The organism is Streptococcus oralis (genome assembly GCF_002386345.1).
In the GTDB taxonomy this organism is placed as follows: Bacteria; Bacillota; Bacilli; order Lactobacillales; family Streptococcaceae; genus Streptococcus; species Streptococcus oralis_S.
Map to the genome: position 1 here is coordinate 1,083,804 of NZ_CP023507.1, position 16,125 is coordinate 1,099,928.

General features: G+C 41.2%; 17 protein-coding genes and 1 pseudogene. 1 reads left to right on the plus strand and 17 read right to left on the minus strand.

The window, feature by feature from the left end; all coding sequences use genetic code 11:
* Window positions 1–13 precede the first annotated feature (13 nt).
* The 8 genes from CO686_RS05430 to CO686_RS05465 all read right to left on the minus strand — a co-directional run bounded on the left by CO686_RS05430 (window position 14) and on the right by CO686_RS05465 (window position 6,925).
* The gene (locus tag CO686_RS05430; protein ID WP_065371730.1) at window positions 14–724 is read right to left on the minus strand and encodes a type 1 glutamine amidotransferase; all 711 of its coding nucleotides are present in this window, start codon (window positions 722–724) and stop codon (window positions 14–16) included.
* A 4-nt stretch (window positions 725–728) separates the two neighbouring features.
* Window positions 729–1,538 (minus strand): purine-nucleoside phosphorylase, encoded by an 810-nt coding sequence (locus tag CO686_RS05435; RefSeq protein WP_049500398.1) that lies wholly within the window; start codon window positions 1,536–1,538, stop codon window positions 729–731.
* Window positions 1,535–2,095: a DUF1697 domain-containing protein gene (locus CO686_RS05440; protein ID WP_096753604.1), complete on the minus strand. Its 561-nt coding sequence runs from the start codon at window positions 2,093–2,095 to the stop codon at window positions 1,535–1,537. The genes CO686_RS05435 and CO686_RS05440 overlap by 4 nt, the downstream gene beginning before the upstream one ends.
* Before the next feature lies 1 nt (window position 2,096).
* Window positions 2,097–3,308, minus strand: coding sequence for a phosphopentomutase (locus CO686_RS05445; protein ID WP_049500403.1), 1,212 nt, complete (start codon window positions 3,306–3,308; stop codon window positions 2,097–2,099).
* 23 nt (window positions 3,309–3,331) lie between these two features.
* Window positions 3,332–4,015, minus strand: a complete 684-nt coding sequence (gene rpiA, locus CO686_RS05450; protein WP_000429269.1) for a ribose-5-phosphate isomerase RpiA — start codon at window positions 4,013–4,015, stop codon at window positions 3,332–3,334.
* A 105-nt stretch (window positions 4,016–4,120) separates the two neighbouring features.
* Entirely contained in the window at window positions 4,121–5,050 is a 930-nt protein-coding gene (locus CO686_RS05455; RefSeq protein ID WP_096753605.1) for a peptidase U32 family protein, read from the minus strand.
* Window positions 5,051–5,175: 125 nt separating this feature from the next.
* Complete coding sequence (locus CO686_RS05460; RefSeq protein ID WP_000125730.1) at window positions 5,176–5,856, minus strand: ABC transporter ATP-binding protein; 681 nt, start codon at window positions 5,854–5,856, stop codon at window positions 5,176–5,178.
* Window positions 5,857–5,869: 13 nt separating this feature from the next.
* Window positions 5,870–6,925, minus strand: coding sequence for an ABC transporter permease (locus tag CO686_RS05465; RefSeq protein WP_070657887.1), 1,056 nt, complete (start codon window positions 6,923–6,925; stop codon window positions 5,870–5,872).
* A gap of 386 nt (window positions 6,926–7,311) precedes the next feature.
* Between CO686_RS05465 and CO686_RS05470 the strand changes: the two genes are divergently transcribed.
* Window positions 7,312–7,596: a DUF3270 domain-containing protein gene (locus CO686_RS05470; protein WP_001276159.1), complete on the plus strand. Its 285-nt coding sequence runs from the start codon at window positions 7,312–7,314 to the stop codon at window positions 7,594–7,596.
* A 64-nt stretch (window positions 7,597–7,660) separates the two neighbouring features.
* Here CO686_RS05470 and CO686_RS05475 read toward each other — a convergent pair whose 3' ends face one another.
* From CO686_RS05475 to CO686_RS05515, 9 genes and pseudogenes are all read right to left on the minus strand, one after another.
* On the minus strand, window positions 7,661–8,998 hold the full coding sequence (locus CO686_RS05475; protein WP_096753606.1) for a sensor histidine kinase: 1,338 nt from the start codon (window positions 8,996–8,998) through the stop codon (window positions 7,661–7,663).
* Window positions 8,988–9,662, minus strand: coding sequence for a two-component system response regulator CiaR (gene ciaR, locus CO686_RS05480; protein ID WP_000590630.1), 675 nt, complete (start codon window positions 9,660–9,662; stop codon window positions 8,988–8,990). Before ciaR ends, CO686_RS05475 begins: the two co-directional genes overlap by 11 nt.
* Window positions 9,663–9,768: 106 nt before the next feature.
* Window positions 9,769–12,315, minus strand: coding sequence for a M1 family metallopeptidase (locus CO686_RS05485; protein ID WP_001149146.1), 2,547 nt, complete (start codon window positions 12,313–12,315; stop codon window positions 9,769–9,771).
* A gap of 120 nt (window positions 12,316–12,435) precedes the next feature.
* Window positions 12,436–12,876 (minus strand): ASCH domain-containing protein, encoded by a 441-nt coding sequence (locus CO686_RS05490; protein WP_000188817.1) that lies wholly within the window; start codon window positions 12,874–12,876, stop codon window positions 12,436–12,438.
* The gene (locus tag CO686_RS05495; protein WP_002880722.1) at window positions 12,873–13,721 is read right to left on the minus strand and encodes a putative PEP-binding protein; all 849 of its coding nucleotides are present in this window, start codon (window positions 13,719–13,721) and stop codon (window positions 12,873–12,875) included. The genes CO686_RS05490 and CO686_RS05495 overlap by 4 nt, the downstream gene beginning before the upstream one ends.
* Window positions 13,699–14,199 carry an NUDIX hydrolase gene (locus CO686_RS05500; protein WP_000403335.1) on the minus strand — a complete coding sequence of 167 codons (501 nt, stop codon included), beginning with the start codon at window positions 14,197–14,199 and terminating at the stop codon, window positions 13,699–13,701. Before CO686_RS05500 ends, CO686_RS05495 begins: the two co-directional genes overlap by 23 nt.
* Window positions 14,200–14,209: 10 nt before the next feature.
* Entirely contained in the window at window positions 14,210–14,908 is a 699-nt protein-coding gene (locus tag CO686_RS05505; protein WP_000198460.1) for a 3-oxoacyl-ACP reductase, read from the minus strand.
* Window positions 14,901–15,137, minus strand: a pseudogene (locus CO686_RS05510) (DUF2829 domain-containing protein). The gene CO686_RS05505 and the pseudogene CO686_RS05510 overlap by 8 nt, the downstream one beginning before the upstream one ends.
* Before the next feature lie 113 nt (window positions 15,138–15,250).
* Window positions 15,251–16,066 carry a hypothetical protein gene (locus tag CO686_RS05515; protein WP_000749424.1) on the minus strand — a complete coding sequence of 272 codons (816 nt, stop codon included), beginning with the start codon at window positions 16,064–16,066 and terminating at the stop codon, window positions 15,251–15,253.
* Between the last annotated feature and the right edge of the window lie 59 nt (window positions 16,067–16,125).

Below are 16,125 nucleotides of genomic sequence, written 5' to 3' on the forward strand. Positions count from 1 at the left end.
CTTTCTGTAATTCCTAGTTTACCAATGAATCTAAAAATACATACAGTTTTGCATTCATTTCAGAATAATCGTTTCCACGTAATTCTTCTGGTGTTTGAACAAAAGGCAACTTTTCACTTTGCTCTCTTAATTTCTCCTCACCATCCGCAGCAATCAATAACTCTATTGCGTCTGGATCAAATTCCAAATGAGCCTGAAAGGCATAATGTTTTGGACTGAAACGAATAATCTGACGTGGACAACCTTGACTGGTCGCAAGAACAACAGCATCCTCTGTCAGCCCTGGCATATCACCATGCCAGTGGCCGGTTTCTATGTTTTTTCCGAACAAGCTGACATGAGGATCTGTTAGACCTTGCATCGTCAATGTCACAGGATAAACGCCGATCTCGCGCTCTGGACTATGTTCATACTTCGCACCATAGGCAACAGACAGGAGTTGCGCACCAAGACAGACACCAACAATATAAATATCTGCAGCAATCGCTTCTTTCATAAAAGCAAGCTCAGCCTTTGGATCATAGTATGGGAAGTTTTCTCTATCCTCATCAGGTGATTGAGGACCACCCATGACAATCAGAAAATTAATCCCGTCAATTGTTTCAGGAAGAGGTTCTTTTTCATAAACCTTTGTTGATGTAATTTGATGACCTCGTTCTAGAGCCCATTTTAGATATGCGCCTGGAACCTCAAATGTCTCATGTAAAATAAAGTGAACTCTCATGACATTACAATTCAGCAAGAATCGCTTTAAGCAAGCCTTTGAAGTCGCCTTTAACACGCTCTGTCACTTCCACAACTTCCTCGTGGTTGAGTTCTTCTTGGAAACCAGCAGCATGGTTCGTAATACATGAAATACCGAGAACTTTCAAGCCCGAGTGAGCTGCCACAATAACTTCAGGAACTGTAGACATACCAACTGCATCTGCTCCCAATGTCTTATAGGCACGAATCTCTGCTGGGGTTTCATAAGTCGGACCTGTTACACCAATATAGACACCTTCATCAAGCTTGATACCGAGTTTTTTAGCCACTTCATGGGCAGTAGCACGGTATTCTGGAGTGTAGGCTTTAGACATATCTGGGAAACGTGGACCAAAATCATCCAAGTTTTCACCCATCAATGGGTTTTCCCCCGTCATATTGATATGGTCTGAGATAGCCATCAAGGTACCAGGACCAAATCCAATACCTCCAGCTGCATTGGTTACAATGACACCTTCACATCCGAGTACTTTCATTACACGTACTGGGAAAGTCACGACTTCAAGAGGATTTCCCTCGTAGAAATGGAAGCGTCCTTGAAGAGCCAAGACCTTGCGCCCTGCAAGTTCACCATATACCAATTTACCAGCGTGCCCAACTACTGTAGAGCGGCCCCAGTTTGGAATGTCTGCATAGTCTACTACAACTGGATTTTCGATTTCTTCTGCCAATTCTCCAAGTCCTGATCCAAGGATTAAACCAAACTCAGGTGCTTGGATTCCCTTGTCTTTCAGGAAAGCAGCTGTTTCCTTGATTTTATCTAAAAATGTCATTGTGTGTCTCCTTTATTATTTTTTAGCATTTGACCGATTTTGTCAAAGGTTTTTGCGTTGCGAATGGTGATGTTGCGGTAGAAAGGCATCTTGAGCAAGTACTTGTGATAGGCAGTTGCATAGTAGGATTTTTCAGAGAATTTCCCCCAGAAAATCCCAAGTCTTCCAAAATGAATCACTTCATCTTTCAGTTCCAAACTTTCAACTTTCTCGATGACTTGATCCACATCCAAGCCCTCCGTGTAAAAGAGGACGTCCTTTCGTGCCAAATCTTTGGTCCACCATTCAGGCAGATTTTCAAGTTCCTCTTCAAAGTCCTCAAGACTCAACAAGGAAAAGATCTGAATAAATGGATAATGGATTTCAAAGAAAGCCTCTAACTTTTCAACCAATTGGGCTTTGGGAGCTGTCGAAGTAAAGAAAATGTTGCCACTGTTGATGTAGGTTTCAACCTTTTCCAGTCCCAACTCTGTCAGTTCTTGACGAAGTTGCGCCATGACAACTTTATTTTTCCCACCGACATTAATGCCCCTAACCAGTAAAGCATAGTGTGTCATCTTATACCAATTTATCTAAGAAACTTTCCCCAATCATGGCAGTTTCCACTCCAAAGTTATCCGCAACTGTTGCTGAGATATCTGCAAAATGTCCAACTGGAATGACACCATTTCCCTTAAAGCTAGGGCTGTAAGCTAAAAGTGGAATATATTCACGAGTGTGGTCTGTTCCTGCATAGGTTGGGTCATTTCCATGGTCAGCAGTAATCAAGAGAAGGTCATCCTCTCTCATAGCTGCGATAATTTCAGGCAAGCGCTCATCAAACTCATGCAAGCAATCACGGTAACCATGAGCATTGCGGCGGTGGCCGTAAAGGGCATCAAAGTCCACCAAGTTTGTGAAGGAGAATCCTTTTTCAAACCCAGCAAGTCCCATTGTCTTCAATAATGTATCAATTCCGTGGCTGTTTGACTTGTTGTGGCCCATGTCATGGTTAATACCCGCACCGTTAAAGATATCGTTTATTTTACCAACAGCGTACGTATCGATGCCAGCTTCGTTCAATTTATCCAAAACAGTCGGGGCAAATGGAGATACGGCCAAGTCACGACGATTTGCCGTACGAGTGAAGTTACCTGGTTCACCCACATAAGGACGAGCAATGATACGACCTAAAAGGGCTGGACGTTCAAGAGTAATCGAACGAGCATATTCACAGATACGGTACAATTCATCCAAAGGAATGATGTCTTCGTGGGCAGCAATTTGCAAAACAGGATCAGCTGAAGTATAGATAATCAACTCCCCTGTTTCCATCTGACGTGGTCCAAAATCATCGATAACAGCTGTTCCTGAGTAAGGTTTGTTGGCTTCACGAATGACCTTACGTCCAGAAAATTCTTCGATTTTTGTCAGGATTTCTTCTGGGAATCCGTTCCAGAAAGTATCGAAAGGCTCAGTAATGTTGAGTCCCATGATTTCCCAGTGACCAGTCATGGTATCCTTACCAAGGGAAACTTCTTCCAATTTTGTTGCATAACCTGTTGGATTGCTTTCAGCTGGTACAGTCTTAAGCGGCGTTTCGCGAGGAATATTTCCTAGACCGATTTTAGCCATGTTTGGTACATTCAAACCAACGGTTTTTGAAATGTGTCCCAGTGTGTCAGAAGCTCCGTCTGGAACCCCTGCATTGACAAAGTTATTGGCATCTGGCGCAGCACCGATTCCTACAGAATCCAGTACCACCAAGTGAATACGATTAAATTTTGACATAATCTGTCTCCTTATTATTTTAGTTATCTTGCTTTTGTTGAAGTTAAAATCTGAACACCATCTCGTCCCGCTACGATGACCTTGTCCACCATTTGGTTGAACAAGCCATGCTCTACGACACCAACGACATGGTCCATTTCTTGCCCGAAAGTAATCGGATCTTCAATGACATCCAAGGCAAGATCAATGATAAAGTTCTGCATATCGGTCACAAAACGTTGGCCGTCTTTTTCACGGAAACTTGGTTTGTAGCCAGCTCGTTCAAACCGACGAAAGACCTGTTCTGCACCATACTGAACCACTTCTACTGGCAATTTAAAAGCACCTAGTTTCTCTACTAGTTTGCTTTCATCTACCACCCAAATGTATTCTTTTGAGGGCGTTGCCACAACCTTCTCCATCAGAAGGGCACCACCACCGCCTTTGATTCCGTTAAACTGGCTATCTACTTCATCCGCCCCATCAACCGTCACATCGACAAAGTCTACTTGATCAATTGACTTGAGCGGGATGTTAAGACCTTCAGCCTGTTTACTAGTCACACTGGAAGTTGTCACAGCAGTAATCTGCAAACCTTCTTCCTTAATCCGACGACCGATTTCTTCTACGAAATAGTAGGCAGTAGAGCCCGTTCCAAGTCCGACTACCATGCCATCCTTGACAAACTCAGCAGCCTTGATACCTGCCATTTTCTTCAGATTTTCCACTCAAACACCTCCATTAAAGAGCTATTTTTATTATAACATGTATCCGTTTTTATTTCATGGATACACTGGAAAAACCCGAACATTTTTATTTCGGGTTTTGGTGTCCTATTTAACCATATCAGGATCGTAATCATAGAATCCTGTGTCGAGGAAACGGTTTTTAGGGTGTAACTTGCGCACTTCCTCATCTAACAAGAAAGCTTGGTCATGGCTGAAATTCCCCTCTTGAATCAAGCTACGTGCTTGGATAAAGAGTTTAGCAATTTCTACAAAATTCTGACCAGGTGTGTAGAGCCCCTCTAGCTTCCAGTGAGTAAAGCCGTGCTCGACCAATTCTGTCAATTTGGTCATCAAATCAAGGTCATTGTTGGCAAAGATGTGAGTACCATGATTGTCTTCAAAGATAGAATAATGGCTCTCAGGGTCACTCGGTTCTGCTAAGAAGAGGTCACGTTTACGTGTCTTTTCATCATCGATGTGCGTGAAGTTATAGTAGTTTTGCAAGAGCGGACGCTTAGAATGGTGAATGACACTAGCCCCATAAACCAATACTTCAGCAGGAATTTTCAAAATCTCTGGCATCTTGAAGAGTTCAGCAGATGGAATTTCACGCGCCAAAACCGCCTCAGAGGCGCCAGCCTTTTGACCCCAGAAGTTAATCTGACGACTGCTTGTTACCATGGTTGAAGCATCATAAATGGTCTTAAAGGAATAACCATCGCGATTGACAACGTAAAAGACACCTGCATCCCCAACAGTAATATAGTCTGTCTTGATTTCTTCCAAGAAGTCTAGGAAAGGCTTGATACGGTCCATCATATCTTGGTGCATGAGGGCATTAACCGAAACAATCAATTCTTTGCCAGCTTCATGAACCAACTTAGCAATCTCACGCAATTGGTCATGACTAAAAGTCGTTGGCAGACGAAGGCCAAAATCTTTCTCACCGACATAGATACGGTCTACGCCAGCTTCGAGTAGTTGTTCAACTTGTTCAATACTTTCAGCAGTTGCTGTAATGATAATCTTTTCCATAAGGAAGATTATACCACATTTCTCAAAAATCAGCTATGGTTACTGAGAGTTTCACAAAAAGTTAAACTTGTTTCTATCTTTTCCAATCAAAAAAGTGAACAGTAACTTGTACCATTCACTCTATTTTATGCATGTGTTTCTTCAACTAGGTGGCCATCGTTCATGACATAAATACGATCAACCTTATCAAGAAGACGAGTATCGTGCGTAATCATAACAACTCCTCTACCTTGTTCATGGGCAATGGCAGCCAGCATCTCCGTTACTTGGTAAGCACGCTCAGTGTCAAGACTGGCTGTCGGCTCATCTGCAAGCACAATGCTTGGATTGTTATAGAGCGCTCTAGCAATCGCGGCACGTTGACGTTCACCACCCGATAGAGCTTTGGGATAATGATTTTGAACTTTTTCCAAATCCAACAAGTCAAACAGCTCTTTTCGGTCACTTTTACTATTTTTCCCCTTATCTAGTCTGTCTATCAAATCTAGCTGTTCCTTGACCGTTAGAAAAGGAATTAAGTTTGAAGCCTGGAGAATGAAACCAAACTCTCTAAAACGGAGATCTGTTTTTTCCTTCTCCGTCAAACTGCCTGTTTCCTTCCCCTTGACTAGAATCTTTCCACTCGATGCTTCCTGTAGTTGTCCTAGAGTTGTTAGAAAGGTCGTCTTTCCGGAACCTGAAGGTCCAACGATAGCTACGAACTCTCCCGCATTTAGCTGAAAATTCGTCTCATGCAGGGCTACGACTTTCATCTTTCCTTCCCCGTAGGTTTTTGTCACTTGATTCATTTCAATCAATGCTGTCATACTATTCTCCTTATCATTCTGCAATCGCAGTAATCGGGTCCACCTTTAACAAGCGTGGAAGTGAAATGACACCACCTAGAAGGGCCATCAAGGAAATTACCAAACTTAGGACAGAGTAGGCTATCCAACTTGGATAGAAAAAGAAGGTAGCTGGTAAGACTAAAATCACTCCTCCGATTGCCAGCAAGGCTAAAGCAATCCCCATACCAGCTAGGAGGAAGATTTGACAGAATAGAGACCATACAATGGTTTTGATCTGTATCCCTTGAGCTCGCATTATTCCATAAAGGCCTAGTTTTTGGATGGTAATGATATAAACAAAAATCCCCACAATCAAGCCTGTAATGACAATCATAGCGAGAATCATTCCTGAAAATACATTCACCTGAGGTGTGTAACCAGGAATTTTCGAAATCATTTTTGGAATGGAAATCTGTTTCAGTCCATCGCCAGACACTTCTATGTCATTTTTCAATACCAAGGCAGTGATGGAACGATTGGCTTTCAAGGTTCCTTGTAAGGTCCAATAAGTTGTCAGACTCGTAAAGACAACAGGCTCAGTGAAAAACTTATTTCCTTGAGTCAGGCCTACAATCTTGTAACTTGAATCACTTCCATTGAGCTGAATGGCATCACCTAGCTTCATCCCATAGTTCTCAAAAGACTGATCCACGACAACCTCATCATCTCCTTCAGGATAACGACCCTCCGTCAAACTAGGAGAGATAAAAGAGTCCCAGTTTTGAGCAAAAATGGAAACATTGACCTTTTCACTACCATCGACTAGATTGGTTACAGCGAACATATAGCCCAATGGAGCAGCCTCTTCAGAACTCTTGTCCTTGTGGTCCTTTTCAGGAATAAAGGATGCTGTCAAATTATCATTTGCGTAGTCGGATAAAACGACACCCGTCGCTTGCCAATTATCAATAGCTGCTCGGTTGTTTCGCACAAGACCAAGAGCTAGACTGGTCATAAAAAAGACCATGAAAGCGATAAGAAAAATGGTAGTTAGAATCAAACTATATCGAAGTTTGTTTCGTAATATCTCTTTGATAGCAAGATACATGCTTATCTCCTTTTTACTTTTCCCCAGAGGTAGTTTAAAAGCCACCCAGACCAATAGACAGAATCTCTGTCTTATCATCCATTCAAAACAACTCCTACCAATACTTTTTAAAATAAATCAGGGTAGCAACTTAACAAATCATCTTAGGAAAAGCCTCAGCTTACTATCAATTTATATAAGTTATCCTTTTCTTTCTCAGTATATTTATAAAAGAGAAGGTCATGTCATCTGTTTTAAGTGTAACATCCATGCTACCATTTTCCCTTGTAGGTGTCAAGAGAGCGACTTAGAGGATGATAAGAGACTTTAGTAGTTTTGTAACAATCCTGTAATAATTCTCTGCATAAAAAATGATAAAATAGTTATGTACTGTTAAGGAGAGAATCATGTCCGCAAGAAAACTAGAAGCTTATGAGTTTGAACAAGCTCCCGAATCAAAACAAACTCCGCTTTACCAAGATTACACACCTGAAGCCCCAGTCGGCCCTAACCTAAAAGAGATTTTATTTTTTGTAAATATCGCTTGTTTCTGTATTTTTATGGCACTTTTTAGTTTTATCTTTTTAGCTATAAAATTAAATACAGCTTTATCCTTTGTCGCTGCAATGGGTCTTAGTTTCGCCCTTTTACAACTTCAACGAAAGATAATGAAACGAAAATTTTCGAAATAAAGGTTGGTACTACTACCAACCTCTTTTCTAGTTATCAAAAAAGACAGTTCTCTAACTGTCTTTTTTATTTATTCTTACGTTTTGAAGGAGATTGAATAGCGATCTTAACTTCAAAAATTGTTCCTCTAGGTTTGTTATCTTTTACGCTAATCGTTCCTCGTAAGGCATCTACGATTTGCTTGGCCAAGGATAGTCCAAGACCAAAGCCACCTTTCTGACGAGTTCTTGCCTTGTCTACACGATAAAAACGGTCAAAGATTTTCTTCTTGTCAGCAGCTGAGATTCCAATTCCGTTATCCGTTACTGTTAGATAGAGGTGACGATCTGTAGCATGGACTATAAACTCAATTTTCCCATCTTCTTCAGTATACTTGATGGCATTGTCAAATAAGATGGTCATGAGCTGTTTTAGGAGCAACTGATCGGTCATAAAGGGACGATAAATCCGATTTTCATACTCAAAAATACGATCATTTTCAGAAGCAATCAACTCATAGTTAGCAAAGGTCGTCTTAAAGAACTGTGGTGATACTTCTGCTATTTCTGGTTTAATTCCATCATCGCGACGTGCAAGGTTGAGAAGATTGGTCGTGAGGAAGCGCATGTTGCGAACTTCTTCAAGACTGGAAGCGATACTTTCGCTGGATTCCATAATCGTTGCCTCTGGTTTTCGAAAGAGATTTTCTAAACGATTTTGTAAAACGGCCAAAGGCGTTCTCAGTTCGTGACTCGCATTTTCAACAAAGGACTTCTGCTTTTGCATACTTTCCAGCAAGGGTTTGACACTGACACGTGCCAGATAAACACTGGCAATTAAAGACAGGAGCCAGAAACTAGCCATGACTACAACAATTAAATGCTCGTGGTTTTGGCTGATTTGCTCGAGCTGGCTGGTATTGATTAAAACCGCAGCATATTTGACGTTACTTGAGACGGAAGATGAGTTGGTTTCCATCAAAATCATCCGATAGGTTTCTTCCTGACCATAGCTATTGACAACTTGGATTTGGCGAATGTGATTCAACTCCTTTTTGTCCAGCTTGATCTTGTCCAAACCTAAAAAGCGATTGCCCAGTAAGAGCTGATTAAAATCCTTGTCAAAGAGCAAGACTTCCGTATTGGAGCTGACATTGGGCTTGATTTCAGCCTTGTTGGCATCCGCTGTTGCTGGTTGAATATCCTTAACCACTTCAGTTGCCCGATTCAGGGCTAACTGGATAACCGCTTGGGGACTGCTACTAAGGGCTTGGAGTTTTTCATCTACAGAAGTGTAGAGACTCGAGTGCATGACCTGGAGGATAATCAAGGTCATAGCAGAGAAGATCAGGGTGAACACTCCAAAGTTTCGAATGAAATAGCTGAAATCATCCGCATACCATGTTTTTTTTAGTTTATTGAACATCTTTTAAAATATACCCGACACTACGCAAGGTTTGAAGATTTTCAGCAAAGGCTGTTCCCTTCAATTTCTTACGAACTTTTGAGACATAGACTTCTACAACGGAAATCGTCGTATCGCTATCAAATCCCCATAGACGGTCAAAAATTTGCGTCTTAGGAAGAATAACATTTTGATTTTGAAGGAAGTAAACCAATAATTCAAACTCTTTTCCGAGTAGTTCCACAGGAGTGTCTTCCACCTTCACTTCATTCGTTGAAAGGTTGACGACAATATCTCCATAGGTCAAGGTGTTTTCGTTAAACTTACCTGAACGTTTGAGAAGGGCTTGGATTCGCATTTTGAGTTCTTCAAGGTAGAAAGGTTTGGTGAGGTAGTCATCCGCTCCAAGCTCAAAACCGTGTCCCTTGTCATCCAAACTCTCTTTGGCAGTCATGATAAGGACTGGTGTCGTGATTCCTTTTTCACGCAATTCTTTCAAGACTTGGAACCCATTTTTTTCCGGCAACATCAGGTCAAGCAAAATCAAGTCATAAACGCCACTTTCAGCTTCGTAGAGACCTTCTTCTCCATCAAAGACCTGCATGACATCTGCAAAATCATCCAAAAAGTCAAATACTGAGTTTGACAGACCCAGGTCATCTTCTACTAATAAGATTTTTATCATCAGAAACTCCTCCTTCTTATGATTATTATACCAAAATTGCCTTAAAAAAAACTCAACTCTCTCTTCTTTTCAGATAGAAAGTTGAGTTTTTGTTTACATAAACGAATTAAGCTTTAGCATATTGGGCTACAACAGCTTCTACTGCAGCTTTTTCACGCTTAATCAAGTCAACACGCGCTGCGATATCCTTGATCCCCATGCGGATATTACGGCTAAGAGCTAGGTCAGAAAGTTGTGGTTCAAAGAATTCCTTGTACTCTGCCAAGCGTTGCTCTGTTTTAAAGATATGTGATGGGAAGATGACAAAGCTGTCAAAGCTCATGTCGCCACCAAGAGCTGCCTTGATCCAATCCCAGTTTTCGCGCGCCCATACCCAAACAGTCTCTTGAGTTGCTTGGTGTCCGAGGAATTGGAGGTACCATGAAGAAAGGTCTTGAGGTTTGACCACAAATTTGTCCTTCCATGAACTAATCAAGGTTTGGATATTGTCAGCATCTGTACTGTAGGCTAGAGCAGCTGCCAACTGGCGTTTGAAGACCGCATCCGTCGCATGAGTGTAGAGGTCCAGATAAGTTGCGACCAAGTCCTTGGTCTCATGGTGTTTCATCTCATTGATGAGAACTTGTGCACGGATGGCTGCTGGAAGTCCTGCAAGGTTCTCCTTATGAGCTGCAAAGATTTGACTAGCGACTTGACTAGCTTCTGCATCATTGGAGCGAATCATCATAGAAACGGCCAGCTGACGAACCAATTCATCCTCATCTGATTCTCCGTCTTTAGCTTCAAAACCAAGACGGTCATAGTTATGACGAGCCAATTTAGCAACCAGACTGTTAAAGGCTTTCTCAGCTTCTGTACCTTCATCGATAAAGCGTTCAAGGGCAGCAATCACTTGAGAAACAGCTGAAACAACAAGGTAAGACTCTTCCTTAGCAAGTTTATCAAGGACTGGGAGCAAGTCAGCATAAGAAATGTGCCCTGCTTCAGCAAGCAGACGACGTTCTTGGACGATTTGCAGTTTGCTTGTGTTATCAAGTGACTCTAGCTCAGCAAGAACAGCATCTAACAAGTCTCCTTGATAGTCTGTAATGTAGTGGGCTGTATTTTCAGTGTTAAGGCGAAGTGCTCCTTTATTTTCAGCAAGAAGAGCGGCGTAGCCAGGAATTTCGATACTTTCAGTTTCAAGTGTATCTGGTAGACCTTTCCAGTTGCTGTTGAGTGGCACTACCCAGAGGCGGTTCTTGTCTTCATGCTCACCGATAAAGAATTGTTTTTGTGAAATCTTCAAGACATCATTTTCAACTTTGACAGTGAGAACTGGGTAACCAGGTTGTTCCAACCAAGAGTCCATGAAGGCTGCAACATCACGACCTGATGCTTGTCCGAGAGCATTCCAAAGGTCACGACCGATGGTATTGCTGTACTGGTGTTTTTCAAAGTAGGCATGCAATCCTTTAGCGAAATCCGCATCACCTAGCCAACGACGAAGCATGTGCATGAGACGGCTTCCTTTAGCATAGACGATAGCGCCATCAAAGAGCGTATTGATTTCATCTGGGTGTTTGACTTCGACATGGACAGACTGAACGCCATCCGTCGCGTCACGTTTAAGCGCCGCTGGAACTCCACCTGTTTGGAAGTCTTCAAAGATATTCCAACTTGGCTCGATGGCATCCACACAGACGTATTCCATCATGTTTGCGAAGCTTTCATTAAGCCAAAGATCATCCCACCATTTCATAGTCACGAGGTTACCAAACCATTGGTGAGCCAACTCATGTGCCACAACAAGGGCAACTTGTTGTCGACTAGCAAAGGTTGAGTTCTCATCCACAACCAAGTAAACTTCACGATAAGTCACAAGACCCCAGTTTTCCATAGCACCTGCTGAGAAGTCAGGAAGGGCGATGTGAAGTGATTGAGGGATTGGGTACTTAACTCCGTAGTAATCTTCATAAAACTCGATAGAGCGAACGGCGATGTCCAGTGAGAAATCAAGGTTGGATAATGGGTGAGCTTTGGTTGAGTAGACACCTACAAGGGTACCGTTTTTAGTTTTAGCGGTCACACCTTGCAAATCACCTGCTACAAAGGCCAACAAGTAAGAAGACATACGAGGTGTTGTCGCAAACTTCCAGATGCCTGTTTCCTTACGGTTTTCCACATCAATTTCTGGCATGTTTGACAAGGCCACTTCACCTTCTGCTTGGTCAAAACGTAGAGCGAGGTCAAAAGTCGCTTTTGCTTCTGGCTCATCCACACATGGGAAGGCTTCGCGCGCAAAATGGCTCTCGAACTGAGTAGACAAGACTTCCTTCTTGACTCCATCAACTGTGTAGTAAGAAGGGTAAATACCTGTCATGTTGTCTGTGATTTTTCCTGAAAAAGCGATGACTAATTCAACTTGACCAGCCTCAGCCAATTCGATATGAAGGGCTTCATTGTCATGGTCAACTGTAAATGGACGAGCTTGACCTGCAACTTCCACAGAAGTGATTTCCAAGTCTTTTTGGTGAAGGGAAATACGATCACTCTGTGCTTGACCAGTAATGGTTACCTTCCCGGAAAAGGTCTTGGTCTCACGACTCAAGTCTAAAAATAAATCATAATGTTCAGGAACAAATTGGGTAATAAAATGTTCAACTGCTTGCATAGTTTTCTCCTATTCTAAGTTTAAGAGTTTTACTCTTCTTCAAACAAACTTATTATATCATGTTTTGCTTTAGAAAAAAGGATTGGACGGTAATTTCCAAAACTTTCTTCCTTCTGCAGTCTACAGTGGGTAGACCTTGCGAAATTCTTCCAAAACGACCTTGCTGTCAGGCGTAAAAGGCAGCCCAGCTTCCCTCATCCACTCGGTGAAACAGTCTTCATGAACCTGACGCCAATAGGCTAAAGATTTGTCTCCCTCACCTTCCTTATAGGCATGGTCTGCAGAAACTTGATTGAAATGCTGAACGGAGACCTTAGTAATTTCGACAATGCAGACAGCCTGATTTTGACTGTCTAAAATGACATCGAAGGTCCCTTCTTGCGGAAGAGGTTCGTCCTCTATTGCGTAGAGGTCGTAGGCTGAGGCGGTTGCTGTCTTTTCGCCTTTTAAAACCAAACCTGCCAAGAGATCGCCTTCCACTCCAAAAGCCCAGGCATCTATCTCATCTCCAATCGAGGGGTTAATTTGCTTATACGCATTCCACATTTCTTGCGGTGTCATGGGTTGCTCCTTTGTAATTTTTTACTCACTTCTTTTACACGTTTGAGATGGTCTGGATGATCAATCTCTAAATTAAAAATCTCTGGAATAGAACTGTAGTGGATAATACACTTGATACCCATCTGATTCATTTTTTGTATGAAAGAAGCATTCAGATAGCCTGCTACAGCAAAGTCAATCTTTTTCATCCTTGCTTTATCCTGCATGTCTCTCAGCATATCTAACATTATTGGACTTTCCATATCATGCCATTGACTGTTTCTCACAGTCGCAAAAACAAAAGAAGTCAAATCATTCATTCCAACTATAATCTTTGAAATACCAGTTTCCAGTATCCTGTCCAAGTCAAAATATGCTGACGGTAATTCAATCATTGTACCGACTTTTCCAGTAAAACCATGCTCACGCAATACTCTAATAGCTTGTTTTAATTGGTCGGCATCATTGACAAAAGGAAAAATAACAGACAGATTAGGATTGGTTTGATAAACTTCTGTAACGACATGTGCCTCAGCCTGAAATTCATTCGGACACGCCAGCAAACGCCTTATCCCTCTATATCCAAACAAGGGATGATTTTCATCAAAATGCTCTTTAGTCCCCTCTAAACAATTAGCTTCTGTATTTGTTAACTCTGAAAAACGATACCAAACCTCTTCATCTGAGTACAAGGAGCAAATGGTATCTAGATAATCTTTTACAAATTGCTGACAACTTGGTAATAGGATGTTTTGATTAAGCTCTCTCAGTAAGTATTCTCCACGAATCATACCGACGTGGTGCAATAACTGAGGATACACTTTTTCAACAATTTGTTCTCCACTAAGGACAAGTTGGTTTCTCATCATTCACCTTCCAATTCATGTAAGAAGTCTTATCCAGTTCTGGAAATTCTAATAATTCAGACTTAACCTTCAAGACTAATGGTGATGCATTTTCTTCTGTGATTTTCTGAATATCCATCCAAACATATCCGAGTGAATCATTCGCACCATCAGAGACAGCTTCAGAAATCGTGACTTGAGCTTCCTTCTCGTTGACCTCAATATCATAAAATGCCATGATATGGTGAACCATAAAATTTTTTAACTCTTCCCTGACGAAAACATCGTAGATTCGAGGATTGGAGTAGCTTCTAACAGTATATCCCGTCTCTTCCATAACTTCTCTAATCAGCGTTTCCGTCAATCCTTCCCCAAGTTGCTGACTACCACCTGGTAAATCATAACGATGTTGATAAGGGCCCCTCGTTTTTTCAATGCAGAGTAACTTCCCATTTTCAAAGCAAACAGCATAGACTCCAAAGTGTTTTTTGATTTCCATCCAACTCCTCCTACTTCAAAGACCAGCCACCATCTATTGTCAAAATTTGTCCCTGCATGGCGCTCGCTTTTCCACTTGCTAAGAAAAGGCTAATTTCTGCTACTTCCTCTGGCTCAATCCAGCGCTTGATTGGCGTTTCACTAGCTACCCAGTCAGCTAAGCCACCTGGTTCAAAGTCCGCAGCGGTCATAGCTGTCTTGACTGCCCCTGGAGCAATCCCATAGACCTGAATACCTGCCTCTGCATAGTCTAGAGCCAACTGCTTGGTAAAGCCAACTAAGGCGTGCTTAGACGAGGTATAGGCGTGACCACCTCCGCCAGCTAGACTTGAAGCAATCGAACACATATTGATGATGATTCCTTTTTTATTTTCCAGCATTTGCGTCAAATAATAACGAGTCAACTCAACAGGAGTCATATAGTTGATTTCAAAAATCTCTTGAATTTCCTGGGCTGATTGTTCCAGTAAGGGTTTGTAAGCATCCAAAACTCCTGCAGTATTACATAAAACATCCACCTGAGGGCACCAGTCAAAAACAGGTTTCAAGTCTAAGATCAAATCTCTCTGTAAAAAGTGAAAATCACCCTCCAAGAGTGGATTTTCACCTTGGTCCACTCCATATACTTGATAGCCATTCTCTAAAAAGAGTCGAGCTTGAGCCAGACCAATCCCTGAACTCACTCCCGTAATCAATACACGTCTAGTCATGCACTTCTACCCAATCTGTCGCCAAAACATCACAAGGTGTCGGACTCCACATGGAAAAACCTTCTCCCTCCCCAGACACGTTGATTAGGAAATAAGGCGTCACTTCAAGTGCAACCCCGTTTTGCTCGATAGTGTCAAAAAGCTGAACATAGTTTTCAGCCCCTCCTCAACCAGTTCGTACATATTTTTTCTTGGCCTTTAATCCAGGCAGGATTTCTTCAAAAGTCATGATGTTCTCCTTCAATTCTACATTCTTCATTTAATTATAACAAAAAACCGTTTTCCAACGGCTTTTTGACTGTATCTTAGTTCAATAAAACAAATAGCTATCCAATTTTTTAATTATTTCAGTTCAATTAATTTATTGTAGATTTTCTCAGTCAGTTCTTTCTGTTGCGCTCCTGTTAAATGGTGCGAAGTGCGAATTAATATGGTTCCATAAACATAGTGGGATCCCGGATTTAAAGCAGTTCCATCAAAAGCACTAATATAAGTATTGCGCTTTTCTGCATCTTCTTTTGTCTTATAAACTTCTATATTTCCACCAGCATCATTACCTTTTTGAACAATATCTGAGCCTTCTACAGATTCATTCACTTGCTTGTCAACGAAATATACAGACGCTGTATATCCTCCTTGTTTATTTAATTTTTTATTAGGGTCATTATCCTCCGTAACAGATTGTACTCCAGTAATTGATTCAATTTCTTTGAGTCTTTCTTCAATAAAAGAACTAGAAGGATTTGTAATTTGTTTTAATTGAAGAATGCTATTTTGATAGTGAGTCAATTTTTCAGACAAATTCTTTTTTGTTTCACTATAATCTAATGGTTGACTTAATTCTTCAATTTGCTTCTCAATCTTAGCAGTCGCTTTCTCCATTTCTGGTTCTTTACGAAGTGAATCTTTGCTATCCTTTATAGTTGATTTCAATTCTTCCAATGTCTTAGAATCAAGAGGTTCTTCATTATTCTCAATAACCTTTTCAGCCTCAGCTATTTGATCTTCAACTTCTTTATTCTTTTCATTTAAATCCTTTACTACATCTTCAAACTTAGTTACAGCAGCTTGATGAGGCGCATAGGATAAGAAATAGTATCCTGTTGCCAAACCTAAAGCAATAAAAGTAATAAGCCCAACAATCATTGATTTCTTCATTTTAAACTCCTCAATTTATAAATAATCTCCTCTATATTTTAATATATTGTTTTAAATAT

What these genes read in the sequence shown, in the direction of transcription:
- CO686_RS05430 (WP_065371730.1), bottom strand. Translation starts at nt 724, where the DNA reads ATGAGAGTTCACTTTATTTTACATGAGACATTTGAGGTTCCAGGCGCA.
- CO686_RS05435 (WP_049500398.1), bottom strand. Translation starts at nt 1,538, where the DNA reads ATGACATTTTTAGATAAAATCAAGGAAACAGCTGCTTTCCTGAAAGAC.
- CO686_RS05440 (WP_096753604.1), bottom strand. Translation starts at nt 2,095, where the DNA reads ATGACACACTATGCTTTACTGGTTAGGGGCATTAATGTCGGTGGGAAA.
- CO686_RS05445 (WP_049500403.1), bottom strand. Translation starts at nt 3,308, where the DNA reads ATGTCAAAATTTAATCGTATTCACTTGGTGGTACTGGATTCTGTAGGA.
- CO686_RS05455 (WP_096753605.1), bottom strand. Translation starts at nt 5,050, where the DNA reads ATGGAAAAGATTATCATTACAGCAACTGCTGAAAGTATTGAACAAGTT.
- CO686_RS05460 (WP_000125730.1), bottom strand. Translation starts at nt 5,856, where the DNA reads ATGACAGCATTGATTGAAATGAATCAAGTGACAAAAACCTACGGGGAA.
- CO686_RS05465 (WP_070657887.1), bottom strand. Translation starts at nt 6,925, where the DNA reads ATGTATCTTGCTATCAAAGAGATATTACGAAACAAACTTCGATATAGT.
- CO686_RS05470 (WP_001276159.1), top strand. Translation starts at nt 7,312, where the DNA reads ATGTCCGCAAGAAAACTAGAAGCTTATGAGTTTGAACAAGCTCCCGAA.
- CO686_RS05475 (WP_096753606.1), bottom strand. Translation starts at nt 8,998, where the DNA reads ATGTTCAATAAACTAAAAAAAACATGGTATGCGGATGATTTCAGCTAT.
- ciaR (WP_000590630.1), bottom strand. Translation starts at nt 9,662, where the DNA reads ATGATAAAAATCTTATTAGTAGAAGATGACCTGGGTCTGTCAAACTCA.
- CO686_RS05485 (WP_001149146.1), bottom strand. Translation starts at nt 12,315, where the DNA reads ATGCAAGCAGTTGAACATTTTATTACCCAATTTGTTCCTGAACATTAT.
- CO686_RS05490 (WP_000188817.1), bottom strand. Translation starts at nt 12,876, where the DNA reads ATGACACCGCAAGAAATGTGGAATGCGTATAAGCAAATTAACCCCTCG.
- CO686_RS05495 (WP_002880722.1), bottom strand. Translation starts at nt 13,721, where the DNA reads ATGAGAAACCAACTTGTCCTTAGTGGAGAACAAATTGTTGAAAAAGTG.
- CO686_RS05500 (WP_000403335.1), bottom strand. Translation starts at nt 14,199, where the DNA reads ATGGAAATCAAAAAACACTTTGGAGTCTATGCTGTTTGCTTTGAAAAT.
- CO686_RS05505 (WP_000198460.1), bottom strand. Translation starts at nt 14,908, where the DNA reads ATGACTAGACGTGTATTGATTACGGGAGTGAGTTCAGGGATTGGTCTG.
- CO686_RS05515 (WP_000749424.1), bottom strand. Translation starts at nt 16,066, where the DNA reads ATGAAGAAATCAATGATTGTTGGGCTTATTACTTTTATTGCTTTAGGT.